At 60.9% G+C, this 25,745-nt stretch carries 23 protein-coding genes; 14 read left to right on the forward strand and 9 right to left on the reverse strand.

Annotated features, from left to right (window positions below; all coding sequences use genetic code 11):
• Positions 1-25: 25 nt before the first annotated feature.
• Positions 26-1,516, reverse strand: coding sequence for an amidase (locus tag A6U86_RS09365; RefSeq protein WP_343287065.1), 1,491 nt, complete (start codon positions 1,514-1,516; stop codon positions 26-28).
• 66 nt (positions 1,517-1,582) lie between these two features.
• Between A6U86_RS09365 and A6U86_RS09370 the strand changes: the two genes are divergently transcribed.
• The 4 genes from A6U86_RS09370 (at position 1,583) to A6U86_RS09385 (ending at position 6,129) form a co-directional block, all read left to right on the forward strand.
• Positions 1,583-2,449 (forward strand): LysR family transcriptional regulator, encoded by an 867-nt coding sequence (locus A6U86_RS09370; RefSeq protein ID WP_244509859.1) that lies wholly within the window; start codon positions 1,583-1,585, stop codon positions 2,447-2,449.
• 108 nt (positions 2,450-2,557) lie between these two features.
• On the forward strand, positions 2,558-3,415 hold the full coding sequence (locus A6U86_RS09375; protein WP_068389539.1) for an AraC family transcriptional regulator: 858 nt from the start codon (positions 2,558-2,560) through the stop codon (positions 3,413-3,415).
• Between the two features lie 100 nt (positions 3,416-3,515).
• Positions 3,516-4,394: an NAD(P)H-binding protein gene (locus A6U86_RS09380; RefSeq protein WP_068389540.1), complete on the forward strand. Its 879-nt coding sequence runs from the start codon at positions 3,516-3,518 to the stop codon at positions 4,392-4,394.
• 442 nt (positions 4,395-4,836) lie between these two features.
• Positions 4,837-6,129: an NCS2 family permease gene (locus A6U86_RS09385; RefSeq protein ID WP_068389541.1), complete on the forward strand. Its 1,293-nt coding sequence runs from the start codon at positions 4,837-4,839 to the stop codon at positions 6,127-6,129.
• Between the two features lie 77 nt (positions 6,130-6,206).
• On the opposite strand, the gene A6U86_RS09390 is transcribed toward A6U86_RS09385, so the two are convergent.
• The 4 genes from A6U86_RS09390 to puuE all read right to left on the reverse strand — a co-directional run bounded on the left by A6U86_RS09390 (position 6,207) and on the right by puuE (position 9,115).
• On the reverse strand, positions 6,207-6,569 hold the full coding sequence (locus tag A6U86_RS09390) for a type II toxin-antitoxin system RelE/ParE family toxin (RefSeq protein WP_068389544.1): 363 nt from the start codon (positions 6,567-6,569) through the stop codon (positions 6,207-6,209).
• Position 6,570: 1 nt separating this feature from the next.
• Positions 6,571-6,822, reverse strand: coding sequence for a transcriptional regulator (locus A6U86_RS09395; protein WP_068389546.1), 252 nt, complete (start codon positions 6,820-6,822; stop codon positions 6,571-6,573).
• Between the two features lie 305 nt (positions 6,823-7,127).
• Complete coding sequence (locus tag A6U86_RS09400) at positions 7,128-7,613, reverse strand: ureidoglycolate lyase (protein WP_068389550.1); 486 nt, start codon at positions 7,611-7,613, stop codon at positions 7,128-7,130.
• Between the two features lie 44 nt (positions 7,614-7,657).
• Positions 7,658-9,115, reverse strand: a complete 1,458-nt coding sequence (gene puuE / locus A6U86_RS09405) for an allantoinase PuuE (protein WP_068389553.1) — start codon at positions 9,113-9,115, stop codon at positions 7,658-7,660.
• A gap of 159 nt (positions 9,116-9,274) precedes the next feature.
• Here puuE and uraH point away from each other — a divergent pair, with 159 nt between their 5' ends.
• From uraH to xdhC, 4 genes are read left to right on the forward strand one after another with little or no spacing between them, the layout of a single operon-like run.
• A complete protein-coding gene (gene uraH, locus A6U86_RS09410; protein WP_068389740.1) occupies positions 9,275-9,640 on the forward strand; it encodes a hydroxyisourate hydrolase in 366 nt (121 codons plus the stop codon).
• Between the two features lie 3 nt (positions 9,641-9,643).
• Positions 9,644-11,128, forward strand: a complete 1,485-nt coding sequence (gene xdhA / locus A6U86_RS09415) for a xanthine dehydrogenase small subunit (RefSeq protein ID WP_068389556.1) — start codon at positions 9,644-9,646, stop codon at positions 11,126-11,128.
• Between the two features lie 3 nt (positions 11,129-11,131).
• Positions 11,132-13,486 (forward strand): xanthine dehydrogenase molybdopterin binding subunit, encoded by a 2,355-nt coding sequence (gene xdhB / locus A6U86_RS09420; RefSeq protein WP_068389559.1) that lies wholly within the window; start codon positions 11,132-11,134, stop codon positions 13,484-13,486.
• Positions 13,487-13,490: 4 nt separating this feature from the next.
• Positions 13,491-14,339 (forward strand): xanthine dehydrogenase accessory protein XdhC, encoded by an 849-nt coding sequence (xdhC, locus tag A6U86_RS09425; protein WP_068389562.1) that lies wholly within the window; start codon positions 13,491-13,493, stop codon positions 14,337-14,339.
• Here xdhC and A6U86_RS09430 read toward each other — a convergent pair.
• Positions 14,329-15,273, reverse strand: a complete 945-nt coding sequence (locus tag A6U86_RS09430; protein WP_068389565.1) for a LysR family transcriptional regulator — start codon at positions 15,271-15,273, stop codon at positions 14,329-14,331. The genes xdhC and A6U86_RS09430 overlap by 11 nt on opposite strands.
• Before the next feature lie 139 nt (positions 15,274-15,412).
• On the opposite strand from A6U86_RS09430, the gene A6U86_RS09435 reads away from it, so the two are divergent.
• The 3 genes from A6U86_RS09435 (at position 15,413) to A6U86_RS09445 (ending at position 18,580) form a co-directional block, all read left to right on the forward strand.
• Entirely contained in the window at positions 15,413-16,654 is a 1,242-nt protein-coding gene (locus A6U86_RS09435) for a urate hydroxylase PuuD (protein ID WP_068389568.1), read from the forward strand.
• The gene (guaD, locus tag A6U86_RS09440) at positions 16,651-17,994 is read left to right on the forward strand and encodes a guanine deaminase (RefSeq protein ID WP_068389571.1); all 1,344 of its coding nucleotides are present in this window, start codon (positions 16,651-16,653) and stop codon (positions 17,992-17,994) included. The genes A6U86_RS09435 and guaD overlap by 4 nt, the downstream gene beginning before the upstream one ends.
• Positions 17,995-18,127: 133 nt before the next feature.
• Positions 18,128-18,580 carry a GNAT family N-acetyltransferase gene (locus tag A6U86_RS09445; RefSeq protein ID WP_068389574.1) on the forward strand — a complete coding sequence of 151 codons (453 nt, stop codon included), beginning with the start codon at positions 18,128-18,130 and terminating at the stop codon, positions 18,578-18,580.
• 129 nt (positions 18,581-18,709) lie between these two features.
• On the opposite strand, the gene A6U86_RS09450 is transcribed toward A6U86_RS09445, so the two are convergent.
• The 3 genes from A6U86_RS09450 to A6U86_RS09460 are packed head-to-tail and all read right to left on the reverse strand — an operon-like array spanning position 18,710 to position 21,712.
• The gene (locus A6U86_RS09450; RefSeq protein WP_068389577.1) at positions 18,710-20,023 is read right to left on the reverse strand and encodes an LLM class flavin-dependent oxidoreductase; all 1,314 of its coding nucleotides are present in this window, start codon (positions 20,021-20,023) and stop codon (positions 18,710-18,712) included.
• Between the two features lie 17 nt (positions 20,024-20,040).
• Positions 20,041-21,045 (reverse strand): LLM class flavin-dependent oxidoreductase, encoded by a 1,005-nt coding sequence (locus tag A6U86_RS09455; protein ID WP_068389580.1) that lies wholly within the window; start codon positions 21,043-21,045, stop codon positions 20,041-20,043.
• 40 nt (positions 21,046-21,085) lie between these two features.
• Positions 21,086-21,712: a GNAT family N-acetyltransferase gene (locus A6U86_RS09460; protein WP_068389583.1), complete on the reverse strand. Its 627-nt coding sequence runs from the start codon at positions 21,710-21,712 to the stop codon at positions 21,086-21,088.
• Between the two features lie 250 nt (positions 21,713-21,962).
• Between A6U86_RS09460 and A6U86_RS09465 the strand changes: the two genes are divergently transcribed.
• From A6U86_RS09465 to A6U86_RS09475, 3 genes are all read left to right on the forward strand, one after another.
• Entirely contained in the window at positions 21,963-22,964 is a 1,002-nt protein-coding gene (locus tag A6U86_RS09465; protein ID WP_068389586.1) for an LLM class flavin-dependent oxidoreductase, read from the forward strand.
• A gap of 71 nt (positions 22,965-23,035) precedes the next feature.
• A complete protein-coding gene (locus tag A6U86_RS09470; protein WP_068389589.1) occupies positions 23,036-24,658 on the forward strand; it encodes an ABC transporter substrate-binding protein in 1,623 nt (540 codons plus the stop codon).
• 57 nt (positions 24,659-24,715) lie between these two features.
• Positions 24,716-25,732 carry an ABC transporter permease gene (locus A6U86_RS09475; protein WP_068389592.1) on the forward strand — a complete coding sequence of 339 codons (1,017 nt, stop codon included), beginning with the start codon at positions 24,716-24,718 and terminating at the stop codon, positions 25,730-25,732.
• Positions 25,733-25,745: the final 13 nt, after the last annotated feature.

Consider the following 25,745-nt stretch of genomic DNA (forward strand, 5'->3'; position numbering starts at 1 on the left):
GTTGTGTTCAGTTGAATTGGTGGCCTCAGAGCGAAGGATGTTTCCGATGCCAATCCGTCATCTGCTGATAGGCGTGGCCGGCCCGCACCAGCAGGACCTCGTCCAGATGCCGCCCAACCAGCTGGAAGGAGAGAGGCATTCCCTTTTTCGTAAACCCGCCGGGGAGAGTGATCGTGGGGCTGCCCGACATATTGAAAGGCGTAACGAAGCGCAGGAAGGCGGTTAGCTCCTCCGGCCTGGTGAATAGCTCAGCTTCCTGCGCCACCGTGAAATCGGCCAAAGGCTGCGTCGGGATCAGCAGAAGGTCGACATCGGCAAACAGGGTTGCCAATGCGCCACTGAAAGCGAGGCGGGCATGATGCGCCTCCATCAAGTCGCTGCCGGTAACCGTGTGGCCGTGTTCGATCAGGCCGGCTATGGTGCCGCTCTCGGCAGGCCCGTACTTAGCCGCGCGGGCTGGATACGTCGCGGCATGGGCGAGCGTCGACTCGATACCGGCATAGGATCCCCAGGCCTCGTTCACCGCGCGATGATCGGGCAGTCTTACCGGGACAATGGTTCCGCCCAATTCCTGCAATGCACGCGCCGCGCTGCCTAGTGCGGAGACGATCTCACCGTCCACGTCAGTTTCGTTGTAGGCGGTATCGATGCCGATCCGCACGCCTCGCATTCCCGCATCGATACCGGCGAGATAATCGGGAACCGGAGCCGCCAGCGATGTGGGGTCGTTCGGATCCAGGCCAGCGACGACGCCGAGCATCGCGCCGGCATCAGCGGCCGACCTTGCCATCGGGCCGACGTGGTCAAGACTGTCAGCGAGCGGAAAGACACCGTGGCGGCTCACACGACCCCAGGTTGGCTTCAACCCAGTCACACCGTTGGCGGCGGAAGGAAAGCGAATGGAGCCGCCGGTATCGCTGCCCAACGTCGCAAAACAGAGGCCGGCGGCGGTCGCCACGCCCGAGCCACTGGATGAGGCACCGGCATAGTAAGCTTCGTTCCACGGGTTTCGTGGCGGAGCGATCGTGGGATGATGTTTGGCAAAGACGCCCTCGGTCAATTGCAACTTGCCGAGAAGAACGGCGCCGGCCTCGGCCAGACGCTTGACCACGGTCGCATCGGAATTTGGCTTGCGATCCGCGTGAATGGGCATGCCCGCAGCCGTGACGATACCTGCTGTATCGTAGATATCCTTGAGGGCGATGGGAATACCATGGAGCATACCGCGATAGCGCCCTGCCGAAATCTCGGCTTCGGCCTGACGGGCCTGCGTCAGCGCAAGCGCCGGCGTCACCGTTGCGTAGGCTTTAAGCTGCGGATCGAGCGCGGCGATCCGATCCAGCATGGCTTGCGTCAGTTCCACGGGAGAGATGGTGCCCGACCTGATTGCGTCGGCAGTCTCCATCAGGGTCGCATAGTGCCAGTCCGTCATTTCAGTCCCTTGCGGTTCAAAGAGGTTCCAGATGCGTGCCGCCTTACCTGTCAGGATTTCGAGGCCGCATATCGTGTTCCACAACAAACTAGTCGTGGCTTGATAATAATGAAACTGGATGTATTTATATATCAGAGATAACATATGAGTATGATTGCCATGAAGACGCTTGACGTCGAAGCAGTGCAGGCATTCGTCTTAGTCGCCGACTTTCAGAGCTTTACGCGTGCGGCCGAGGCGCTCGATACCTCTCAAGCCGCAATCAGCATGAAGCTGAAGCGGCTGGAGGATCGGCTTGGCGAAAAGCTGATCGAGCGGACGCCAAGACTGGTCCGGCTGTCTGCGCGTGGTGCCGAATTCCTCAATGTGGCGCGTGACTTTCTTGCGGCCCATGAACGCGCCATGGCGGGGCTGAGTGCAACGTCCCGGCGCCTCACGCTCGGCATCGCCGATCAGATTGCCGGCCCGGAACTTCCAGTCCTTCTGGCCCGGCTTCATGCTCATGACCCGGCCTTGCTGATAGAGGTGCAGATCGGAGCCTCGCGAAGCTTGCTGGATGATTTCGATCGTGGAGCGTTGGACGCGGCAATCGTTCGACGCGAAGACGACCGCCGCGATGGAGAGCTCTTATCGCAAGAACGCTTCGGCTGGTTCGCGGCACCCGGCTTCGAGCGCAGGGAGGGCGAACCCCTCCGTCTGGCGTCACTCGCTGCTTCCTGCGGAGTGCGCAACATCGCAATCCGGGCACTGGACGGGGCAAGCGTGGGCTGGGTCGAGGTCTTCCTCGGCGGCGGCATGGCAGCGGTTACGGCGGCCGTTACAGCGGGCTTGGCCGTTGGAGCGCTGGCGCATCGTGTTGCTCCCATCGGCGTGGTGGAGGTTAGCGAAAAGCTCGGTCTCCCGCCGTTGCCACCATCGAAGATTATTCTTCACTCGACCTTGTCGGATCCCCGCTCGCGCGGAGCGCTGCGCACGCTGGCCGCCGCCTTCCGCGAACATCGGGCGTCGATCGTGTGACAGCCCCATTCCGAAAGGCGTCTCGACCGGAGACGCAGGATTCCCTATATTCCCAGAAGCCGGCTCGCTTGAGATCGCGGGCGATACACTTGGCGGGAAGCCGACATCATGGATCAGCGCAATAGTGCCGCGACCACTCTTCATTCCAGCAGAAGCCGTGGCTGGAAGAGCCTCGAAGCAGACTTCATCCATATTCAGGCCGGCCGCACGCATGTGCCGGGATCGCAGACGCACCGGCTCGGCATTCACTTTGGACGTGCTGTCAATGCCCATTGCCAATGCGACGGCCGGCATCATCACCGTCAGCAGGCACACGGCGATATCGATCTCGTTCCCGCGGGGTTGGATGGTTGGTGGGAAGATGATCGTGATTGCACCATCCTGCGCCTGACGATCCGGCCGGAACTGCTTCATGCGGCCGCCCGCGAGCTCGGCCGAGATCCGGAAGCCATTTCACTCACCCCTAAATTCCAGCTTCGGGATCCGCGACTCGAATCGATCGCGTGGGCCATCAAGGCGGAAATCGAAGCGCCCATGCCGTCCGATAGCACCTATGCGGAGACTTTGGGCATGGCGCTTGCCATCCGCCTGGTTGAAAGCAATGGGCAGAAGCGGATAGAGACAGCCACCACGCGAGCGACTTTGAGCAGCCGGCAACAGCGGGCTTTGGCGGAATTCGTCGAAGAGCATATCGATCAATCGCTGTCGCTTGCCGATCTGGCCGCAGTCGCTGGGCTCAGCGTCTCGCACTTGAAACCACTTTTTCGCGCGAGCTTTGGTATGCCCGTCCATCATTATGTTCTGACCCGCCGTGTCGAGCGCGCCAGAATGCTTATCCTCGCCGGCGATATGCCGCTCGCGCAGGTAGCCTTGGAAAGCGGCTTTGCCCATCAGAGCCATATGGCCCATTGGATGCGGCGTATTCTCGGGCTCACGCCCGGCATGATAAGCCGAATGCATTCCTGACCTCGATCGTCGTCCGATCCTGCGGCAGACCGTCCGATCCTGCGCGATCCCCTCTGCGCCAATGGGTAATGTCGCGGGGAGATGAACAGGAGAAGACACGATGCATGTCATTTTAGGCGCTAGCGGAAAAATTGGCCGCACGACGATTGCCGCTTTGCGCAAGGCGGGCGCTCCCGTCCGCGCGGTGCTGCGCGATCCCTCGCAGGCATCAGCATTTTCAGAGCTCGGCTGCGAGATCGCCATCGCCGATTTGAACGATCGTCAGGCGCTGGCCGCGGCGATGAGCGGCGCTCACTCCGTCCAGGTTATCTGCCCCGTCGATATTCGCGCCGAACATGCGCGTTCGAGAATCCAGAACCTGATCGATTCACTGGCCGAGGCATTGGCATCGGCCAATCCTCAGACCATCCTTGCCATCTCCGATTATGGCGCGGAGCAGAGTTCCGGCACCGGCGTCACCTTGCTCTTCTATGCTCTGGAGGCGCGGCTGCGAAAGCTCGATTCCCGGCTGATTTTCCTGCGATCTGCCGAGCATATGGAGAATTGGGGGCGTTTGGCGAAGGTCGCTGCCGAGAGTGGTCGATTGCCAAGCTTCTATCATCCGCTGACCAAGCTGCTCCCCACCGTCTCCGCCTTTGATGTGGGGGCTATTGCCGCCGAACTGCTGCTGGAAGACAAGAACACCAAGCTGCGGATCGTCCATGCCGAAGGTCCACAGCGCTATACGCCACATGACGTGGCGGCGGCGATAGGTTTTCTGGCCGGCCGGGAGATTGTCGCTCTACCGGTGCCTCAGACCGAATGGCAGGCTGCGTTGATGCGGGCCGGTCTTTCCGAAGGCTACGCGAAGTTATTGGTCGAGCTGTATGTCGCCCATAATGCCGGCCGGATAGATGCCGAACCTGGTGTGGGCGAGATCTGGCGTGGCAAGACTGAGTTGATTGATGCACTGCGGCCGCTTCTTGCCGCATCAAACTGAGTCTGGGCTGGTCCCACCGCTCTCCTTCAGATCGATATCAACGGGCGCTGGCGCCACCGCCTTACAGCGCGGTTGCGCCATCGCCTGCGTAAAATCGATTGGCTTTATGGCACTGCACATTGTAGTGTGGGGCATCGTTGCATCTATCCGATTGATGACGCCAGACGACTGCGGATAGAATGGTTGGTGGTAGCCGGTATCAACCCGCTTATCCACCCGTGGATCGCCTTGAAATGCGAGTCGCTTCGCGCGGAAATAGTCTGAAAAACTAGAATGACTTTCGCAAATTGCAGGGAAATACGGCTCTAGCGCGCAGAGCCCCTAAAAGCGCACAATCCCCCCGCTACGAAGCGTTTACAAGCGCTTGTCGCGCCGGCATCCGGAGGAGATGCCGGCTACCTTTATGACATGCACTGGCGTTGGGAACGCTTAGGGAGGAACTATGTTTGAACGATTTTTCAAATTGAGTGAGCACGGCACGTCCGTGCGCACCGAGCTCATCGCAGGCGTGACGACGTTCTTGACGATGTCCTACATCATCTTCGTCAACCCGGACATCCTGTCGACCACCGGCATGGATCGCAACGCTGTCTTCGTCGCCACCTGTCTCGCTGCGGCCTTGGGCTCGTTCGTCATGGGGACCGTCGCCAACTGGCCGATCGGATTGGCGCCGGGCATGGGCCTCAATGCCTTCTTTGCCTTTACCGTCGTAGCCGCCCTCGGCTTTACATGGCAGCAGGCGCTTGGCGCAGTCTTCATTTCAGGCGGGATCTTCGTCCTGTTGACGGTGACCGGTGTGCGCAGCTGGCTTATAGCCGGCATCCCGCACTCGCTTAGAAGCGCGATCGCCACCGGTATCGGCCTGTTTCTGGCGATCATCGCGCTGAAGAGCGCCGGAATCGTCGTATCCAACAAGGCGACGCTGATCGGCCTCGGAGACCTGAAGCAGTCCGGCCCGCTTCTCGCAATCTTCGGCTTCTTTGTCATCGCCGTTCTTGATGCCCTGCGGGTGAAGGGTGCGATCCTGATCGGCATTCTTGCCGTCACCATTCTCTCCTGGATCATCGGTGCCAGCCAGTTCCACGGCATCGTTTCGATGCCGCCTTCCATCATGCCGACCTTCATGCAGCTCGACATTGTCGGAGCACTTCATGGCGGACTGATCCACATCATCCTCGTCTTCGTGCTCGTTGAAGTTTTCGATGCGACCGGAACGCTGATTGGCGTCGCCAAGCGCGCGAACCTTATCGGCGAGGGAAAGCCGAGCCGCTTGAGCCGGGCCCTGCTCGCCGACAGCGCGGCCATTGTTGCCGGCTCGCTGATGGGCACCAGCAGCACGACAGCCTTTGTCGAGAGCGCTTCGGGTGTTCAAGCGGGCGGTCGTACGGGCCTGACGGCGCTGACGATTGCCGTGCTCTTCATCGCAGCCCTGTTCTTTTCTCCACTCGCAGCCTCTGTTCCAGCCTATGCGACCGCTCCGGCTCTGCTCTACGTCGCTGGTCTGATGATGCGCGAGCTGACGGAGATTGAATGGGATGATCTGACCGAAGCGGCACCTGCAGCGCTCACTGCGCTGGCCATGCCGTTCACCTACTCGATCGCCAATGGCCTCGCCTTCGGTTTCATCAGCTATGTCGTCCTGAAGGTTTTCACCGGTCGATGGAAGACGCTTCATCTGGCGACGCAGATCGTGGCCGCCCTGTTCATCGTGCGCTTCGCATTCTTCGCAGACTGACGCAGACATGTTTCAAGGGGCCAGGGCATCAAATGGGTGCCCTGGCTCGTTTGGGTTTTGCCTTGGAGCAGCCGGCTCTACGTCCTGAAAGGTTGCGCTTTCTCAGAAAGCGCCGCGAGGTCTTCAGCAAGACGCACGGGCAAGTCCATGCGTTCATGCAAAATGCTCATCACGCCAAGATCGCCGTTATCGAGTTCGCGGAAGAAGACATAGTGATGTCCGTAGCGACTGAAATACGCCTCGTGTTTGACATTGACAGGAACCACAAGCTTCTGCGGAAGCTGGCGCCAAAGCGCCTTGGTTTCACAAAGACACGTCAAATGCGCATGGAGTCCGGTGATGTAGGTGACCGCCTGCGGCTCGCCCCATTTCTCAACTGTGTCACGCCAAATTTTGTCCTGCGCCGCATCCGCGCGCGGGTAAAACCGATAGGCCGCCATGCTAGCGGCGCTGGTTGCGGCGGATGACGTCCTCGGCCGTGACAGCGACAAATTCACCGTCATCGGCGCGCATGGCGGGAGCTAGTTCCCCTGCCAGTGCGTCCCACGCCGCGTCCCGCGTCTGCAGGTCTCGGCGAATCAACGCCCGAATATACTCACTGGCATTTTCATAAAGGCCGTTCTCGCCAATCTGCTGCTGAATATGGGCCTGCAACAGACCGCCGACCTTCACATGGATGCTTCCCGATGCCATTGGCAGCCCCTTTTCGTTCTGCCTGATTGTGGGAAGCGTAGCACATATTGTCAATATTCATTACCACACGTCGGCTGAACGCCCCGATCAGGGAGCTCCGGTGGGTATAGCAGCGTCTGCGTGGGATAGTTCGGTTGTCGGTGCAGCCCCGGCAGCGCACCTCCTCGAGGAGGTGGGCGGGTGCCGCTCAACAATTCGAGTCGGTTCGCTCCTGAGTGTCGATCCAGAAGAATCTGCACAAACTCACAAGGAGGGCGCCGCGGTTGCGGCACCCTCACTTATCGTCTCACCTGACCCCGCTCCGCTTAGCGGATGAGGAATGGCTCTTCAAAGAAATGCTCTTCCAGATTGACGCCTTCGCCGCCGCGATCGACGACGGCAAAATCGGAGATGCCGTCGAGCGGCGTCAGGATGCCGTGCCAGACATTGCGCCCGATATTGACGCCCTGTCCGGGCTTCGTCCGAAAGGCCAGCGGCTCGCTCGGCCCATTCGCCGTTTCTCGTGCCACGACAATCAGGAACGGATTATCCGACAGGGGAATGAAGGCCTGGCTGCCGAGAGGATGCCGCTCGACCATCTTCAGTTCCAGCGGCAGGCTATAGGGCTCACCGCGCAGCAGGCTGATCATCGCGCGCGCCTTCTCGCCTGTGGTCTCGATCTTGGCGAGGTCATGATAGCGGACGCATTTGCCGGCGTTGATCGGGTAGTTGTAAGCACCTTCCGTCTCGATCACCTCGCCGAAGGGGAAGAAGGCGACGCTCGTCAACGGCTGTATCTCGATCACTTTCATTCACGCTCTCCTCGTTTCTGATCTTTTCGCACAGAGCCCGGCCCTCACGCGGCGGTCCGTTGACTGGAGCGAGGCAGGCCCTGCCCGTCTCCAAACATGGCGGCGAGCCGAAGAAACGCGATCCGCTCCACCTGGCGGCAGGCAGTGGCGAATTCGGTGTCGCGGTCATTCTCGAGCCGGGTCTCGAACGAGGCCAGAATCCCGGATTTTGAATGGTCGCGTACGGCGATGATGAACGGGAAACCGAATTTTGCGATGTAGCGGTTGTTGAGATCGGTGAAGCGTGCGTGCTCTTCTGCCGTCAGCGCGTCGAGACCGGCAGAAGCCTGTTCTTCCGTCGAGCTCGCCGTCAGGCGCTTGGCCTGTGCCAGCTTGCCGGCAAGATCGGGGTGGGCGGTGAGCACACCGAGGCGTTCCTCATCGCTTGCCGCACGGAACTGAAAGGCGAGCGCGGCGTGGAGGCCAAGTGCGGTATCATTCGCCGGCGAAAGTTCGCCGCTAAAGGCCCGACGCGCGATCCAGGGCGAATGTTCGAAGATGCCGCCGAAGCGCTCGACGAAGTCACCCTCCGCCATCTGCGACGGCCGTTCCGTGGCAGGCTTCGGCGGATGGGTCTTTGCCCAATGCTCGGCGATGTCGACCCGGCGGGCGATCCAGACCTTCTCGTGGCCTTGAACGTAATCGATGAAGCGGGCAAGCGCCATGACGCGGCCGGGCCTGCCGATCAGCCGGCAATGCAGGCCGATGCTCATCATCTTCGGGTGGCCGGCAGCCCCTTCCGCATAGAGCGCGTCGAAGGAATCCTTCAGGTAGCTGAAGAACTGGTCGCCGCTGTTGAAGCCCTGCGGAGTCGCAAAGCGCATGTCGTTGGTATCAAGCGTATAGGGGATGATGAGCTGATGGCGACCGCCATGTTCATACCAATAGGGAAGATCGTCGGCGTAGGTGTCGGAGATATAGTCGAAGCCGCCGGCCTCCGTCACCAGATCGACCGTGTTGACCGAACAGCGGCCGGTATACCAGCCGCGCGGCCGCTCGCCGGTGACGAGCGTGTGCAGGCGAACCGCCTCGGCGATTGCCGCCCGTTCCTCGTCCGGCCCCATATCCTTGTGCTCGACCCATTTGAGGCCATGCGAGGCAATTTCCCAGCCGGCTTTCAGCATGGCGTCGACCTGCGCCGGCGAGCGCTGTAGCGCAGTCGCGACGCCGTAGACCGTGACGGGCAGCTGCCTCTCGGTGAAAAGCCGGTGTAGGCGCCAGAAGCCGGCGCGAGCGCCATATTCGTAGATCGATTCCATGTTCCAGTGGCGCTGACCTAGCCATTGGGAGGCACCGACGATTTCCGAAAGAAAGGCTTCGGATGCGGCATCGCCATGCAGCACGCAGTTCTCGCCGCCCTCCTCGTAATTCAGGACGAATTGTACGGCGATGCGTGCATCGTCCGGCCACTGAGCCGCCGGTGGCGTCGGGCCATATCCGTGCATGTCACGGCAATATCGCATGAAACACTCCTCCAAATGTTGTCGATGGCAAATTTCTAACCGCAAATCGCGCGCGCTATTCCCCTTGTAAAATTTGAAAGTCTCGAACGATCCCAGCGCTTTTCAGGGGAATGAGCTTGCCGGATAGTGGAGACAGGAGCACTCGGTTCGGGAGAAAACATGCAGCCTCATTCGCAAGGAGCCGGTCGGCTCACGACCCATGTGCTGGATACGGCGCTCGGCAGGCCCGCCCGGGGGCTGCGCATCGATCTCTACCGGATCGAAGGTGACACGCATCACCATCTCCAGAGCACTGAGACCAATAGCGACGGCCGTTGTGACGCGCCGCTGCTATCGGGGGGAACCATGAAGATCGGCGTATACGAGCTTCGCTTCCATGCGGGCGACTATCTCGGCCGTACATCCGAGGGCCCGAAGTTCCTGGACATCATCCCGATCCGCTTCGGCCTTTCGGATGAAAGCGTGCACTACCATGTGCCGCTGCTCGTCTCGCCTTTCAGCTATTCCACCTATCGTGGGAGCTAGACCATGACGACCCCGGCAATCCGCTCCGAACTGCGTTTCATCCTCAACGGTCAGGATATCTCCTTGAAAGACGTCGGGCCGAGCCAGACGCTACTTGACTGGCTGCGCCTTTCCCGTTCGCTCAAGGGCACCAAGGAAGGCTGCGCCGAGGGCGACTGCGGCGCCTGCACCGTGCTTGTAGGACGGCTCACACCCGAGGGCGGCCTCGTCTATGAGGGGGTCAATGCCTGCATACGCTTCCTGGGTTCGCTCGACGGCTGCCATGTCGTGACCATCGAACATGTCGCAGGCCGCGACGGCAATCTGCATCCCGTGCAGCAGGCCATGATCGACTGTCATGGCTCGCAATGCGGTTTCTGCACGCCGGGCTTTGTCATGTCGCTCTATGGGCTCTGGATGCAGACGCCGAACCCGACGGACCAGCAGATCGAAACTGCACTTCAAGGCAATTTGTGTCGGTGCACCGGCTATGAGCCGATCCTGCGCGCCGCCCGCACCATTTCCAGCTACGGCGGGACAAAGAAAGATCCTCTGTTCGTGGAACGCGAAACAATGATTGCCCGCCTGCAGGCTTTGCGCGATGGCGGCCGCGTCGAGATCGGCGAGGGTCGCAACCGGTTGGTCGTGCCGGCGGATCTCGATGATTTTGCCTCTATTCTGGAGGTGTCGCCAACCGCAACTGTAGTGGCCGGCTCCACCGACGTCGGCCTCTGGGTCACCAAGCACATGCGCGATATCTCACCGGCGGTCTTCATTGCCGGGCTCGAGGAGTTGAAGTCTATCGCCGTGAAGGATGGCATTATCTCCATCGGCGCTGGCGTCACCTATTCAGAGGCGATCGCAACGATTTCACAGCACGTTCCGGCGCTCGGCGCGCTGATCACCCGTATTGGCGGCCAGCAGGTGCGCAACATGGGAACGATCGGCGGCAACATCGCCAACGGCTCGCCGATCGGCGATACGCCGCCGCCGCTGATTGCGCTAGGTGCATCGCTGACCCTGCGCAAGGGTGCCGTCAGGCGCACCGTCGCGCTCGAAGACTATTTCATCGCCTATGGCAAGCAGGATCGCCAGCCCGGTGAATTCGTGGAAGCCGTGCATGTGCCCATTCCCGCCGCCATGGAAAAATTTGCCATCTACAAGGTAACCAAGCGCCGCGACGAGGACATTACGGCTACGCTTGGCGCCTTCCGTCTGACGCTTGCCGCCGACGGCACGGTCGAAGAAATCCGCATTGCCTATGGCGGCATGGCAGGCACGCCGAAGCGGGCTTTCGCGGTGGAAAAGGCATTGCTTGGCAAGCCCTGGAGCGAATCCACAGTGGAAGACGCCATGGAACAATACGCCGAGGACTACACGCCGCTCAGCGACATGCGGGCCACCGCGGAATACCGCGCGCTTGCGGCAAAAAACCTTCTTCTCCGGTTCTACCTGGAAACGACGTCAAGTGCGACGGCGGCCCAGGTTTCCAGATACGAGGCTGCATAGGCCATGAACAAGCACACGTCCGACCTCAAGGCAGAAACCATCATTGGCGGCGTCCATACCAGCCCGCGCCATGATTCCGCGCACAAGCACGTAGCGGGTACGGCAGTCTATATCGACGATATTCCAGAGCCCGCCGGCACGCTGCATGCAGGCCTCGGCCTGTCGAGCGTCGCGCATGGCATTTTGAAGTCGGTCGATCTTTCCGCCGTGCGCGCCGCTCCCGGCGTCGTCACCGTGCTGACCCACGAGGATGTGCCCGGGGTTAACGATATCTCGCCCTCCAACATGCATGACGATCCGGTACTTGCGGCCGGGAGGGTCGAGTTTCATGGCCAGCCGATCTTCTGCGTCATTGCGGGAACACGCGAGCAGGCCCGCCGCGCGGCCCGGTTGGCGAAGATCGAATATGAGGAACTGCCTGCCGATATCGACATCTGGGATCTCGACGTATCCACCCATCGGCAGGTCGTCACGCCGCTGACGCTGAAAAGAGGCGATGCGGCAGCCGAGCTTGAGCTCGCGCCGCGTCGCGTCAAGGGCCGCATGCGGCTTGGCGGGCAGGATCATTTCTATCTCGAAGGGCAGGTCTCGCTTGCAGTGCCCGGCGAGGACGACGAGGTCATCGTCTACTGCTCGACCCAAGGGCCGAGCGAGACGCAGCATATGGTCGCCCACGCTCTCGGCGTGCCGAGCAATGCTGTCACGATCGAGATACGTCGCATGGGTGGCGGCTTCGGTGGCAAGGAAACGCAGGCGAACCAATGTGCCGCGATCGCTGCTATCGCCGCCAAGAAGCTGAGCTGTGCCGTCAAGGTGCGGCTCGACCGCGATGAGGACATGACCGCCACCGGCAAGCGGCACGACTTCGCCATCGACTACGATGTCGGCTTCGACGATGAGGGCCGGATCCTTGCCATCGACTACACCTTCGCGCTTCGGGCCGGCTTTTCGGCCGACCTCTCCGGCCCTGTCGGCGACCGCGCGCTGTTCCATTGCGACAACGCCTATTTTTTCCCGCATGTTCACGCGAAATCGGCCCCGCTCTATACCAATACCGTCTCCAACACGGCCTTTCGCGGTTTCGGCGGCCCGCAAGGCATGGTGGGGGCCGAGCGCGTCATCGACGAGGTGGCCTTCGCGGTCGGCAAGGATCCGCTCGATATCCGCAAGCTGAATTTCTATGACGCGATGGGCGTCCAGGGCGAACGCAACCTCACTCCCTATCACCAGAAAGTCGAAGACTGCATCATCCAGCGCATCGTCGCGGAGCTGGAGGAGAGCGCCGATTATGCTGGTCGCCGCAAGGAAATTGCCGAATTCAATGCGAAGAGCCGCATCGTCAAGCGTGGCCTTGCGCTGACGCCGGTGAAATTCGGCATTTCCTTCACCAAGACCGAGTCGAACCAGGCAGGCGCTCTCGTGCATGTCTATAGCGACGGCTCCGTGCACATGAACCACGGCGGCACCGAGATGGGGCAAGGCCTGCATCTGAAGGTCGCTCAGGTGGTGGCGGAAGAATTCCAGATCGATCTCGATCGGGTGAAGATCACCGCGACGACGACGGCCAAGGTGCCGAACACCTCGCCCACGGCTGCTTCGTCCGGTGCGGACCTCAACGGCATGGCGGCGCAGAACGCCGCGCGGCAGATCAAGGAGCGGTTGATCGCGTTTGCTGCCGAGAGCCATCATGTCTCGCGCGACCAGGTTATTTTCCTGCCCAACCGGGTGCGGATCGGCGACGTCGAGATGCCCTTCGATGATCTCGTCAAAAAGGCCTATATGTCGCGCGTGCAGCTTTCGGCGGCCGGCTTCTACAAGACGCCGAAAATCCACTGGGACCGCTCTAAGGGCCGCGGCCACGCCTTCTATTACTATGCCTATGGCGCCGCGTGCTCGGAGGTCTCCATCGATACGCTAACCGGGGAGTATGTGGTCGAGCGTACGGATATCCTGCACGATACCGGCCGCTCCCTGAACAAGGCGATCGATATCGGACAGATCGAGGGCGGCTTCATCCAGGGCATGGGTTGGCTGACGACAGAGGAACTGTTCTGGGACAATAAGGGGCGGCTGCGCACTCACGCGCCCTCGACCTACAAAATCCCGCTTGCATCCGACCGGCCGAAGATTTTCAATGTAGCGCTGACAGATTGGTCGGAAGCCTATGAGCCGACGATCCATCGCTCGAAGGCGGTCGGCGAGCCACCCTTGCCGCTTGGCCTTGCCGTATTGCATGCCCTTTCGGATGCGGTGGCAAGTGTCGCCGACCACAAGATCTGTCCACGGCTCGATGCGCCGGCAACACCCGAACGGGTGCTGATGGCGATCGAACGGTTGAAAGCAGCGAAAGAAAGGTGAGGCTATGCTGGCCGCGCGTGAAGACATTCGGGATTTCCTGCGCCGCGAGCCGGTGTCGGTCCTGGTCGAGGTGACCGGCGCTGCCGGCTCCACGCCGCGCGACACGGATGCCTGGATGCTGGTGTCTGAACGGGCGAGCTTTGCAACGATCGGTGGCGGGCAGCTCGAATATATGGCGATTGACCAGGCGCGGCGCGCATTGCGTTCCGGCCTTGCGGCGGAACCGATGAACGTGCCGCTTGGCCCGGAGATCGGTCAGTGCTGTGGCGGCCGGGTCGGCCTCGCCTTCACGGCACTGAGTCCAGTCGTGGCACGCCGACTCATCACGCGCAGCGACCGCGAAATGGCTGCGCGGCCGCATGTCTATGTATTCGGCGCGGGCCATGTCGGCGACGCGCTCGCCATGGCGCTCTCACTGGCGCCGCTGCGCGTCGTGCTGGTCGATACGCGTGAAGACGAACTGACCGCCTGCACCGTGCCGCGCATTGAGACCTGCCTGACGGCCATGCCGGAAGCGGTGGTGCGAGACGCGCCGGCCGGCAGCAGCTTCGTGATCCTCACCCACGATCACGCGCTCGATTTCCTCATTGCCGCGGAAGCGCTGAGGCACCGGGATGCCGCGTATGTCGGCATGATCGGCTCCAAGACGAAGCGCGCCACCTTCCGCAACTGGCTGTCGCGCGAAGTTGGCCAGCCCGATCTTTTCGATCATCTCGTCTGCCCGATCGGCGGAACCGCGGTGAAGGACAAACGTCCGGCTGTTATCGCCACGCTCGCCGCTGCCGAAATCATGACCGCGGCCCTGAGCTGGGCGGCAAATCGAACGAAGTCTGTCGCGGCAATCAGTCGGTAGCGGCCGCAGTTGCGGGTTCGTCCTGCAGTAGCTTGCCGATGAGCCGCTGACAGCGCTCCGCCATGAAATCGATCATCAACCGCACCTTCGGGTCCTGAAAACGCTTGTGCGGATAGATCGCGGCGAGCTGCACCGGGGCCGGTGGGCTATCCTTCAGGATCTCGACCAAGCGCCCTTCCCTAAGATAGGCCTTCACCTCGAACAGCGGCTTGTTGATGATGCCGCGACCTTCCAGGGCCCATTGCGTGAGCACGTCGCCGTCGTCACTGTCATAGGGGCCGGCGACCTCGAATTTGCGTGGCCCTTCTGCCGTTACCAGCGTCCAGAAATACTCCTTCGATCCGGGGTAACGCAGTAGAAGACACTCATGCTTGTCGGCAATCAATGCGTCGGCATTGGCGGGCATGCCGCGGCGCGCAAGGTAATCCGGCGAGGCGCAAAGCACGCGTTCGCAATTGAGGATGCCGCGCATGCGCAGGTTCGAATCCTCCAGCACGCCGAGCTTGAAGGCGACATCGACGCCTTCGGCGAGGATATCGACATTATGGTCCGACAAGCGGACGCGCACTTCGATATCCGGATACTTATCGTGGAACTCGGGAATGCCCGAGGCGATCAGCCGGCGGCCGATGCCGAGCGGCGCGGTGATCCTGAGTGAGCCCTTCGGGTTGCGCGAGAGGTCTGCAATCGCCCCCTCCGCCTCGTTCACGGCTTCGATGATCTTCACGGCCCCGTCGTAAAAGACACGGCCGTGTTCCGTCGGTGACAGTTTCCGCGTCGTGCGGTTGAAGAGGCGTACGCCGAGATGGCGCTCGAGTTCCTTGATGCGATTGCTCGCAACCGCGGGCGTGACGCGTTGATCCCGCCCCGCCGCCGAAAGGGTTCCGAGTTCGACCACGCGAACGAAGACACGCACATTATCAAGATAAGACATTGCTCCTTCTACCACATTAGCGTGCGGAACAAGCAGGGGTCATCTTATAGATTTTTTTGAAAGTGTTGCGGATTAAGCGGGATTTTCGCGAAAATCGAGAGATGGCAAACAGTCCCGTGAAGATCGGGAGGACTTTCCCTTGTACGAATACGCTATTGCCTGGGACTGGATAACATTTGCCGTCCGCTGGTTGCACGTCATCACCGCTATCGCCTGGATCGGCTCGTCATTCTATTTCGTCGCGCTGGACCTGGGCCTGAAGAAGCACGCCTCGCTGCCCCCAGGGGCTTACGGCGAAGAGTGGCAGGTTCACGGCGGGGGCTTCTACCATATCCAGAAGTATCTGGTGGCACCTGCCAACATGCCGGACCACCTCGTCTGGTTCAAATGGGAGAGCTATGTCACCTGGCTTTCCGGCTTCGGCATGCTCTGTCTCGTCTACTACGCTGGCGCCGACCTCTACATGATCGACCCGGCCGTGCTCGACGTGTCGAAGCCCGTGGCGATCGCCATTTCGCTGGGCACGATCGCCGGCGGCTGGATCATGTACGATCTCATCTGCAAGTCGCCCTTCGGCAATGACAATACGCGGCTGATGGTGGCGCTGTATTTTATTCTGGTTGCAGTCGCCTGGGGCTATACGCATCTCTTCACGGGCCGCGCCGCCTTTCTACATCTTGGCGCCTTCACCGCGACGATCATGTCGGCGAATGTGTTCTTCATCATCATCCCGAACCAGAAGATCGTTGTTGCCGATCTTCTGGCGGGCCGCACGCCCGATGCGAAATACGGCAGGATTGCCAAGCAGCGCTCGACGCACAACAATTACCTGACGCTTCCCGTGCTGTTCTTGATGCTGTCGAACCACTATCCGCTGGCTTTCGGTACGCAGTTCAACTGGATCATCGCTTCGCTGGTTTTCCTGATGGGTGTTACGATCCGCCATTGGTTCAACACTCGCCACGCTGATGCCGGCAAGCCGACCTGGACCTGGCTGGTCACAGTCATCCTCTTCATCATCATCATGTGGCTTTCCACGGTGCCGAAGCTGCTGACCGGCGAAGCCGCCAACCCGAAGGTCTCCGCTCTGCAGCAGCCCTTAATCACGGCACAGACCTTCCCGAAGGTCCGCGATACGGTCATGGGGCGCTGTTCTATGTGCCACGCCAAGGAGCCTAGCTGGGAGGGCATCATCGCGCCTCCCAAGGGCGTGGTGTTCGAAACGGACCGCGATATTGCCGCCCATGCCCGCGAGATCTACCTGCAGGCCGGCCGCAGCCATGCCATGCCGCCGGCCAACGCCTCGCACATAACCGACGAGGAGCGCCGACTGCTCGTCTCCTGGTACGAAAGCACCATCAACGGGGAGAAGACCCAATGAACGAAATCCTGATCCGCGGCCGCGTGCTGACCTTCCTTGCCGAGCCGCAGGGCATCGATGATACCGCCTCCTATCGCTATCTCGAGGACGGTGCGGTTTTCGTGCGCAACGGCAAGGTGATGGAGATCGGATCCTACGGCGATATGAGCAAACTGGCCGGCGGTAATGTCGAGGTCGCCGACCATCGCCCAAACCTCATCCTGCCGGGATTTATCGACACGCATCTGCATTTCCCGCAGACGCAGGCGATCGCCTCCTACGGCGCGCAGCTGCTTGAATGGCTGAACACCTATATTTTTGTCGAGGAGCAGAAATTTGCCTACGCCGCCCATGGGGCTGAGGTGGCGGACCGCTTCATGGACGAACTGATTTCGAACGGCACGACGACGGCCGTTGCCTATTGCTCGGTACATCCGGAAAGCGTCGATGCCTATTTCACCGCGGCCGAAGCGCGCGGCATGTGCATGATCGGCGGCAAGGTCATGATGGACCGCAACGCGCCGGACGCTTTGCGCGACACGCCGCAACAGGGCTACGACGAGACCAAGCGGCTGATCGAGAAATGGCATGGCCGTGGCCGCGCGCATTATGCCATCAGCCCGCGCTTTGCCATCACCTCGACGCCCGAGCAGATGGAAATGAGCCGGGTGCTCGTTGCCGAACATCCGACCTGCTATGTCCAGACGCATCTTTCCGAAAATCGCGACGAGGTGACCTTTGCGACCTCGCTTTATCCTGAAGCCAAGGACTACACGGATATCTATGCCCGCTATGACCTGCTCAACGAGCGCATGCTGCTCGGTCATTCCATTCATCTGAGCGATCGCGAAGTTGCTGTCTTCGCCGAAACCGGCGCTGTCGGCGTCTTCTGCCCGACGTCGAACCTTTTCCTCGGCTCAGGCCTGTTCGACGCGGCGCGATTCGACAAGTTCGGTGCGCGCTGGTCCGTCGCAACCGACGTCGGCGGCGGTACCAGCTTCTCCATGCTTGAGACAATGGACGAGGCTTACAAGGTACTTCATCTGCAGGGCCAGCGCTTGACGCCGTTCAATTCGTTCTATCGCATGACCCTCGGCAATGCCCAGGCGCTTGGGCTGGAGCGGCAGATCGGCTCTCTGAAAGCCGGTGCAGATGCCGACATCGTCGTGCTCGATTCCAGCGCCAAGTCAGCGATGGAATTCCGCATGCGCACGACAACGTCGCTCGCCGAAGAACTCTTCATCCTGCAGACCATGGGCGACGACCGCTGCGTGGCCGAGGTCTATGTCGCCGGCAAGGCAATGAAGGCAAAACACAAGAAGCGTGAGGCGGCAGCGCGCCAGACGCTGGAAATCGCCTGATCATTCGAAGCGGTCCCGATGATTCTGCCGGTCATCGGGACCACGGCAATTGCGCTCAGTTGGTTTGATCGGCAAGCGCGGCTAGAATGCGGCTCAGTTTGTAGACCGATGATCTCAAGGAGCCGAAATCGACATGGTGGAATTCCGACGGGCAGAGCACGCCGACCTCCAGGCCATCGTCACACTACTCGCACAGGATGATCTTGGAGCCGGGCGTGAGGATGCTAGCCTGCCGATTGCCGAACCCTATGAGAGAGCCTTTGCGGCGATCGATGCGGATCCGAACCAGTTCCTCGCTGTTGTGACGGAGGGCGGCACTGTCATTGGCACATTGCAGGTCACCATCATCCCGAATATCTCAAGAATGGGTGCCTTGCGCGGGCAGATCGAGGGCGTGAGGGTTGCCGCCACGCATCAAGGCCAGGGGATCGGCAAGCAGGCCTTCGAATGGGCGTTTGAATATTGCCGTTCCAGGGGCTGCGTCCTGGTGCAATTGACGACCGACAAGACGCGGCCTGCCGCGCATCAATTCTACGAAAAGCTTGGCTTTGTCGCAACGCACACCGGCTTCAAGAAGGTGCTGTAGTTGTCGTTTTATAAAGGGCGCAGGCAAAGTTGGGTCTTTGCAGTGCACCGTTCCCCAATATGACGAGATCGCTCGCGCCTCGAAAGCGCGAGCCACTGTTTTGATAACTGCTTATAACGATCTTTGCCTTCAGACCGCTGCCGCGAGATCGCGTGTGAGCACGCGCTCCGACAGATCGGGCAGGCCGAGGTTGGACCGCAATGTCCCCCCTTTATAGTCGGTGCGATAGACGCCGCGTTCCTGCAGGAGCGGCACGACTTTCTCGACGAATTCATCGAAACCGCCGGGCGTCAGATGCGGTGCAAACACAAACCCATCGGCGGCGTCGGCCTGCACATAGCGGTTGATTTCGCTGGCGATATTGTCGGGCGTTCCGATGAAATGCTGCCGTACGGTGACACGAATGGTCAGTTCGCGAATGCTGAGACGATCCCGCTCGGCAAGTTCGCGCCACAGCCGCGCTGTCTCCAACCTGCTCTTGCTGTCCTGATTGTTGGCGCGGCCTTGAGCTACACGCTCCTCGGAGACATCTGGTTCGATATCCGGCAAAGGACCATCCGCATCATAGCTAGACAGATCCCGGTTCCAGACCTGTTCCAGAAACACGATTGCATTGCGTGGGCTGACCTGCTGCAGGCGAATAGCCTTCAGCTTTTCCTGCGCGTCTTCCTCGGTATCTCCAATGATGAAATTGGCGCCGGGGAGGATTTTCAGGGCATCCGGGCTGCGGCCATATTTGGCCAGACGCTTCTTCACATCTGCGTAAAAGGCTTGCCCGGCCTCGATCGAGCCATGGCGGGAGTAGATGAGGTCGGCATGGCTTGCCGCCAGCTCCCTTCCCTCGTCGGAATCACCCGCCTGCGCAATGATCGGTGCACCTTGCGGCAAAGGCGCAAGCGCAGAGTGCCCGGCAATGTCGAAGTGTTTGGAGTTGAACGAAAACTCGCCGCCAGCCCATATTTTCTGAACGGCATCGATAAAGGCACGCGCCCGTTCGTAGCGCTCGGCATGGGGCAGATGATCCCCGCGCCGGAAGTTCGCGCCGGTGAAGGCGCCCGGCGAGGTCACGACGTTCCAGCCAGAGCGGCCGCCGGATAGTATATCCAGCGTCGCCAGCTGCCGGGCGAGCGGATAGGGCTCGTTGAAGGTGGTTGTCAAGGTGCCGATCACGCCGACATGCTCGGTAATCGAGGCGATGGCCGTCAGGATTGCCAGCGTATTGGGTCGGCCGGCAACGTCCAGTTCGTGGAAGCGGCCCTTCTGCTCGCGGATGCGCAGGCCTTCGGCGAGAAAGATGAAATCGAATTTGCCGCGCTCCACCGTCTCGGCAAAATGCCGGAACGACGAAAACTCGATTTGGCTTCCCGCCGCCGGATCGCTCCAGACGGTGAAGTTGTTGACGCCCGGAAACTGTGCGCCGAGAATTACTTGCTTTTTGGTCATGATCGTTCCTCTAGGGCTCACGCGGCCGGGGCATACCGATTGCCGGCAGCCGGCAGGCCGAAACGGCTGCGCAGCGTGCCACCAGCAACGTCGCGGATGAGAGAAGCAGCTTTGAGAGCGGGAAGAAGCTCGCCCACGACGCGCTCCAATTGCTCCTTGGGATCGCTTAGGATCAGGCGGATACCGTGTACGCCCGATGCCGCGATGCTCCCCACCTGCGCGACGGTTTCAGCCAGCGGGTTTTTCTCCACATCAATCTGGATATCGGCGATGAAGGCCTGCGCTTCGAGGGAAGCTGAACCGTGAATGGTCGCAATCGCGCCAGCAGTATCGGCGGCATCCACACCAAGGAAGACGACATCGGCTGCCGCGGCAAGCGAAGGTTCGTCGCCCTTGCGGTAGGTCACGGCGACCACCGGCTTTCCTTGCGGCGGCCGCGGCGTGATCGATGGGCCGAGAACCCGGAATCCCGCCCCTTCGAAATCGATGTAATGCAGCTTGGAGCCATCCAGAAAGCGATGGCTCTTCTTGTCGCGGATCACGGTGCCATCCTCCCAACTGTCCCACAGGCGCTGGATGACCTCGATGGCATCGCGTCCATCCTGCTCAAGCGCCGCAGTATCGATGCCCGGAAAGCCATTGAGCGCGCCGATCGCCTGCTTGGCCTTCGTGGCGCGGGCGCTGCGATACTGTTGGGCCAATAGCCCTGCCCTGCCTTCGCTGACGAAATCCAGCGTCGCAATTGCGGTCGAGAGATGGAACGGTTCGAGGAAATTGACGGGAGCGCCACCGATGATGCCAATGTTGTGGCTGCGCGGTGCCAGCCAGTTGGCAAGCAGGATCGCATCAAGCCCGTCGCCATCAGTGCTGGCAAAACCATCTTCCAGCGTCACAAACTCGACGTGGTCGTCAAGGCGCGCAATGATGGTCTTCCAGAACTCGCGCCGGGCATTGCCTCTGTCGGCGGTGTGGGCAGCTGCATCGAACCCGATGCCGACCTGAAGGCCGCTTGGATGTGTCATATGAAAATCCTGTCTCATTGTCGGTATGGGATCGCGAACCTCAGGCGGCGGAAGTCTGTCGCGCCTCCAGGCGTGCGGTGATCTTCTGTTCCTGGCCGGCTTTCAGCGCCGTTACGCGTGCCGTTGCCTCCTCAAAGGAGGCCGCGGGCGGATAGATGGGCGTCGATCCAATCTGGCCTGCCTTTTCGCCGATATGTTTTTCGAAGGGCAGCGAACGATAGAAAGTGGCGTCCGCGGTCGTGTCGAAAAGCGGCCGGTATCCGAGCGATTTATAAAGCGCCACCGCTTCCGGTTGGCGGAAGCCGGTCGAGAGATAGGCCCGCGTGTAGCCGAGCTGTGCCGCGCTGTCTTCAAGGGCAAGTACGATCTGGCGGGCCAGCCCCTGGCGTCGCAGGTTCGGGTCCGTCCAGATGCGTTTCAGCTCTGCGGTCTCGTCGTCATGGCTCATGAAGGCTCCGCCGGCAATGGTCAGGCCATCGCGCTGCAGCAGGAGGAAATCACCCAGCGGCGGGGAAAACAGTGCCATGGGATAGCGCATGATCTCGGTGCGCGCGCCGCCGGGACGGCTGGCTGCGCCGTATCTCCCGTCATATTCGCTGACAAGCCCGTCGATCAGCGGTTGGGCCGCCGGATCCAGCAGGGAGGATCGGACAATAATATCAGTCATGGATAGGCCTCCAATAGAAGTTTGAAGGCTGTCCGGTGTGGCCTGTCGTCGGGTTTCCCCGAATGCGATGGTCTTCAAATTTCCGCTCAGCGCTTCGCACCCTCAGGATGCATGATCGCCACACGGCTTCGCACGGCATGATCTTTTATTGTGCAGGCGATGATTGAAACATCATTGCTCGATTTAATAATCTAGTAAAAATATAGATTAAATATCTTTATAGCCGCACCGACCCGATCGGAGAGGATCCATGTCTTACGCCCTGAGCTTTCTCGACAAAAGCCCGATCGATGGGACGGAGCGCGCAGCGCAAGCCCTGCAGCGCACGCTGACGCTTGTCAAACGAGCCGAAGAGCTGGGCTATCGCCGCTTCTGGGTAGCAGAGCATCACAACACCTCCAAACTCGCAAGTTCCTCCCCGGAAGTGCTGATCGGCTTTCTGCTCGCACGCACGAACCGTATCAGCATTGGCTCCGGCGGTGTCATGCTGCAGCACTATAGCGCCTACAAGGTCGCGGAGAATTTCAACCTACTGTCTGCTCTTGCCCCCGGTCGTGTTGACCTCGGAGTGGGCAAGGCGCCCGGTGGTCTTCCTCTGTCGACCCGTGCTCTGCAGGGGACGCTTGACCCCGCGCGCAAACCGTCGTTTGAGACGCAATTGACCGAGCTCGACGGCTTTCTCCATCACGAGAAGACCATTGATGCGGATGCCGACAGTCTTGCCGCCTTTCCGGTGCCGGACCAGCCGCCAGGTCGATTTCTGCTCGGCGCGAGCCCGGAAAGCGGAAGATTGGCGGCCCGGCTTGGCTGGCAGTTCGTCTATGCCGGCCACATCCACGGCGACGACGATGCGATCGAGCAATCGCTTGCGGCCTATCGGGAAGCGGGCGGCAGCTCGGCTCTGCTCGCCGTCAGTGTCGTGACCGCGCAGACCGCTTCACTGGCCGAGAGCTTGCTGGGTGACACACGCCGCTTCCGTCTGGAGATCAAAGGCGGACAGGGCGTCAACGTCGGCAGCCGCGAACAGGCGCTGGAATATGTCCGCCAGGCCGGGGCGACCGATTATCACATCGAAGAGAGAAGCCCTCGCCTCATTCGCGGCACGCCGGTGGACGTCCATGCCGAGCTGCAGCGGCTGCACGGCAAATTCGGTGTCGACGAATTCGTCATCGACTGCCCGGTCTCAGACGGTGCTCACCGGCTGAAAACCATCGAACTTCTGGCCAACGCGCGCAGCGCCATTGCGGCGTGACGGGCCGGCGACCAACAGAGCTGAACGGCGTGCGAGCGCCGGCCAAGATTTTTCAAGGAGATACACTTTCAATGCTTATTCGCAGACATTTTCTAAGCCTGACCGCAGCTATCGTCGCAATTTCAGCGACATCGGGCCTGTCTATCGCGCAAGACGCAAAACCGGTGAGCGGTGGCAAGCTGACATGGGGCGTCGAGACGGAGCCGGCCACGCTCAATCCGCAGCTGAATGGGCAAGACAAGACCAAGCTGCTACTGCGCAATGCCTATGAATCGCTTCTGGCTCGTACAGCAGACGGCGGCTACGTTCCGTGGCTGGCGAGCGAATACAAGATCTCCGAGGACGGCAAGACCTATACATTCAAGCTGCGCGACAACGTGACCTTCACTGACGGCCAGAAATTCGATGCGCAGGCCGTGGTCACCAACTTCACGAAGCTCAAGGACGCCGCCTATTCCGGCAGCGTCAGCGCCGGGCCAGTTGCCCGCATCGTCGAGGCGAAGGCGCTAGACGACCACACGGTCTCCTTCACGCTGAACCAGGTTTACGCACCGTTTCTCGACTACGCCGCCAGCCTGGAGATCCTTTCGCCATCGGCCTTCGCATCCTCGCAGCTGAAATCCGGCGGTCCGGAAATCGCCGGCACCGGACCTTTCATCCTGAAGCGCTATGCCAAGGGACAGGAAATCCAGTTCGTGAAAAACGCCGCCTATAACTGGGCGCCCAAGACCGCCGCCCACCAGGGTGCGGCCTATCTGGATGAAGTGACCTATCGTTTCCTGCCTGAATCCGCCGTTCGAACCGGCGCTCTGACCTCCGGCCAGGTCGATGTCATCGAAGGCATCGCCGGCAATGATGCGTCCTTGTTCAAGGATAGCTCCGATTTCAGCTATCAGACCGCGCTGAACACCGGCACGCCCTATTCGCTTTTCCTCAATGTCACCTGGGGGCCGACACAGGACATCAAGGTGCGCAAGGCGCTGATCGCCTCCATCGATGTCAATGCGGTGCTGAAAGCCGTCTATCGCGGCGAGCGCACCCGCGCCTGGGGCATTACCTCGCCGATCGATCCGCAATTCTACGACAAAAGCGTCGAGAGCGCTTACGGCCCCGATCCGAAAGCGGCAAATGCGCTTCTCGATGAAGCAGGCTGGACGGCACGCGATGCACAGGGCTTTCGCACCAAGTATGGCAAGCGGCTGACCATCGAGGTCATCCAAGCGCAGGCAACCGTGCGCGATCAACGCGATGTGTTGCTGCAGGGCCTTCAGGCACAGGCACGCCAGAATGCCGGTATCGACCTTGCCATCGTCTTCGTGGATGCGGGTACCTATACCGACCGACGCAAGACCGGCCAATTCGGCTCCATCGCCAATTCCAACACCCCGACGGACGCCATCGACATCGAGTACCACTACCTGCCTCTCGATAAGGGCGGCAGCATCAATTACAGCCGCGCCTTTGCACCCGAATTGTCGCAATGGCTGAACGAGGCCGCTTCGACACTCGATCAGAAAAAGCGCTTCGAACTCTATTCCAAGCTGCAGCGCTTCGCCGTTCTCGATCAGGCCTATGCGCTGCCGCTCTACGAACCCGAGGATCAGGTGGCGGCGGCAAGCTATGTGAAGGGCATCGGTTTCCGCCCCTTCAAGCAGCTTCCCGAAGGCGCATACGACATCTGGCGCAGCGAATAAGCCCCGGCCAACAGGCCCCGTGGCTATCGCCACGGGGATAGCGAAGGAACAACGATCATGAGTGCTGACGATGCAACGGCCCTGGACGCGGCCCCTTCGTCGTGGCCGGCAGGCCGCAATCGGCTGAGGCGCGGCAGCCTCGCATCGCAGGTTCTGACCCGGATTACGTCAGGCATCCTCGTTCTATGGGCCGCCGTAACGCTCAGTTTTGTCAGTCTCCATCTCGCGCCTGGCGATATTGTCAGCCTCTTGATCGGCGAGCAGTTGCGAACGCCCGAGGTGGAGGCCGCCATTCGTCTTGAATGGGGCTTGGACAAGCCGCTGTTGAGCCAATACGTCACCTATCTCCTGCGCATCCTGCATGGCGATTTCGGGCGATCCTACATCCTTCAGACCGACGTTTCCGGTCTCGTCTTGTCACAAATGCTGCCGACGCTGAAACTCACCGCCGCCGCACTCGTCGTCGCAATCGTGTTCGCTGTCGCCAGCGCCTTGCTCACAGCGGGCAAGCGCCTGCCGCGCAGCATTGCCGGCCGGCTTGAGCTCATCCTCATTTCCACGCCATCCTTCTGGCTTGGCATCGTGCTGCTGTTCGTCTTCTCCTTCACGCTAAAGCTTTTTCCGGTTGCCGGCGACCGGACGTTTTCGGCTCTGGTTCTGCCGGCTCTGTCGCTCGGCCTCTCGCTCGGCGCCGTTGTCGGGCAGGTCCTGCGCGAAGGGCTTGAGCGGGCGCTGGAGGAGCCGTTCATGCTCACGGTTCGAAGCTGGGGAACACGAGATTTCGTCCTGAGGCTTCGTCATGGCCTACGTCATGCCTCGCTGCCGGCCGTGACGCTCGCTGGCTGGCTCGTCGGCAATCTGCTGTCGGGTGCCGTGATTACCGAGGCCGTATTCGGCAGGCCGGGGTTGGGGCGCATCACGGTCGATGCCGTGCTTTCACACGACCTTCCCGTCGTCCTTGCCGTCGCCATCCTCTCCGCCTTTGTCTATGTGGCGCTGAGCACGCTCGTCGATGTACTCTATCTGCTGCTCGACCCCCGCCTGCGCAATGACGGCGCGGAGGCAGGCCATTGAGCGTTTCCTCGAC

Source organism: Rhizobium sp. AC27/96, assembly GCF_001692325.1.
Taxonomy (GTDB): domain Bacteria; phylum Pseudomonadota; class Alphaproteobacteria; order Rhizobiales; family Rhizobiaceae; genus Rhizobium.

What these genes read in the sequence shown, in the direction of transcription:
- A6U86_RS09370 (WP_244509859.1), top strand. Translation starts at nt 1,583, where the DNA reads ATGATTGCCATGAAGACGCTTGACGTCGAAGCAGTGCAGGCATTCGTC.
- A6U86_RS09375 (WP_068389539.1), top strand. Translation starts at nt 2,558, where the DNA reads ATGGATCAGCGCAATAGTGCCGCGACCACTCTTCATTCCAGCAGAAGC.
- A6U86_RS09380 (WP_068389540.1), top strand. Translation starts at nt 3,516, where the DNA reads ATGCATGTCATTTTAGGCGCTAGCGGAAAAATTGGCCGCACGACGATT.
- A6U86_RS09385 (WP_068389541.1), top strand. Translation starts at nt 4,837, where the DNA reads ATGTTTGAACGATTTTTCAAATTGAGTGAGCACGGCACGTCCGTGCGC.
- A6U86_RS09390 (WP_068389544.1), bottom strand. Translation starts at nt 6,569, where the DNA reads ATGGCGGCCTATCGGTTTTACCCGCGCGCGGATGCGGCGCAGGACAAA.
- A6U86_RS09395 (WP_068389546.1), bottom strand. Translation starts at nt 6,822, where the DNA reads ATGGCATCGGGAAGCATCCATGTGAAGGTCGGCGGTCTGTTGCAGGCC.
- A6U86_RS09400 (WP_068389550.1), bottom strand. Translation starts at nt 7,613, where the DNA reads ATGAAAGTGATCGAGATACAGCCGTTGACGAGCGTCGCCTTCTTCCCC.
- puuE (WP_068389553.1), bottom strand. Translation starts at nt 9,115, where the DNA reads ATGCGATATTGCCGTGACATGCACGGATATGGCCCGACGCCACCGGCG.
- uraH (WP_068389740.1), top strand. Translation starts at nt 9,275, where the DNA reads ATGCAGCCTCATTCGCAAGGAGCCGGTCGGCTCACGACCCATGTGCTG.
- xdhA (WP_068389556.1), top strand. Translation starts at nt 9,644, where the DNA reads ATGACGACCCCGGCAATCCGCTCCGAACTGCGTTTCATCCTCAACGGT.
- xdhB (WP_068389559.1), top strand. Translation starts at nt 11,132, where the DNA reads ATGAACAAGCACACGTCCGACCTCAAGGCAGAAACCATCATTGGCGGC.
- xdhC (WP_068389562.1), top strand. Translation starts at nt 13,491, where the DNA reads ATGCTGGCCGCGCGTGAAGACATTCGGGATTTCCTGCGCCGCGAGCCG.
- A6U86_RS09430 (WP_068389565.1), bottom strand. Translation starts at nt 15,273, where the DNA reads ATGTCTTATCTTGATAATGTGCGTGTCTTCGTTCGCGTGGTCGAACTC.
- guaD (WP_068389571.1), top strand. Translation starts at nt 16,651, where the DNA reads ATGAACGAAATCCTGATCCGCGGCCGCGTGCTGACCTTCCTTGCCGAG.
- A6U86_RS09445 (WP_068389574.1), top strand. Translation starts at nt 18,128, where the DNA reads ATGGTGGAATTCCGACGGGCAGAGCACGCCGACCTCCAGGCCATCGTC.
- A6U86_RS09450 (WP_068389577.1), bottom strand. Translation starts at nt 20,023, where the DNA reads ATGACCAAAAAGCAAGTAATTCTCGGCGCACAGTTTCCGGGCGTCAAC.
- A6U86_RS09455 (WP_068389580.1), bottom strand. Translation starts at nt 21,045, where the DNA reads ATGACACATCCAAGCGGCCTTCAGGTCGGCATCGGGTTCGATGCAGCT.
- A6U86_RS09460 (WP_068389583.1), bottom strand. Translation starts at nt 21,712, where the DNA reads ATGACTGATATTATTGTCCGATCCTCCCTGCTGGATCCGGCGGCCCAA.
- A6U86_RS09465 (WP_068389586.1), top strand. Translation starts at nt 21,963, where the DNA reads ATGTCTTACGCCCTGAGCTTTCTCGACAAAAGCCCGATCGATGGGACG.
- A6U86_RS09470 (WP_068389589.1), top strand. Translation starts at nt 23,036, where the DNA reads ATGCTTATTCGCAGACATTTTCTAAGCCTGACCGCAGCTATCGTCGCA.
- A6U86_RS09475 (WP_068389592.1), top strand. Translation starts at nt 24,716, where the DNA reads ATGAGTGCTGACGATGCAACGGCCCTGGACGCGGCCCCTTCGTCGTGG.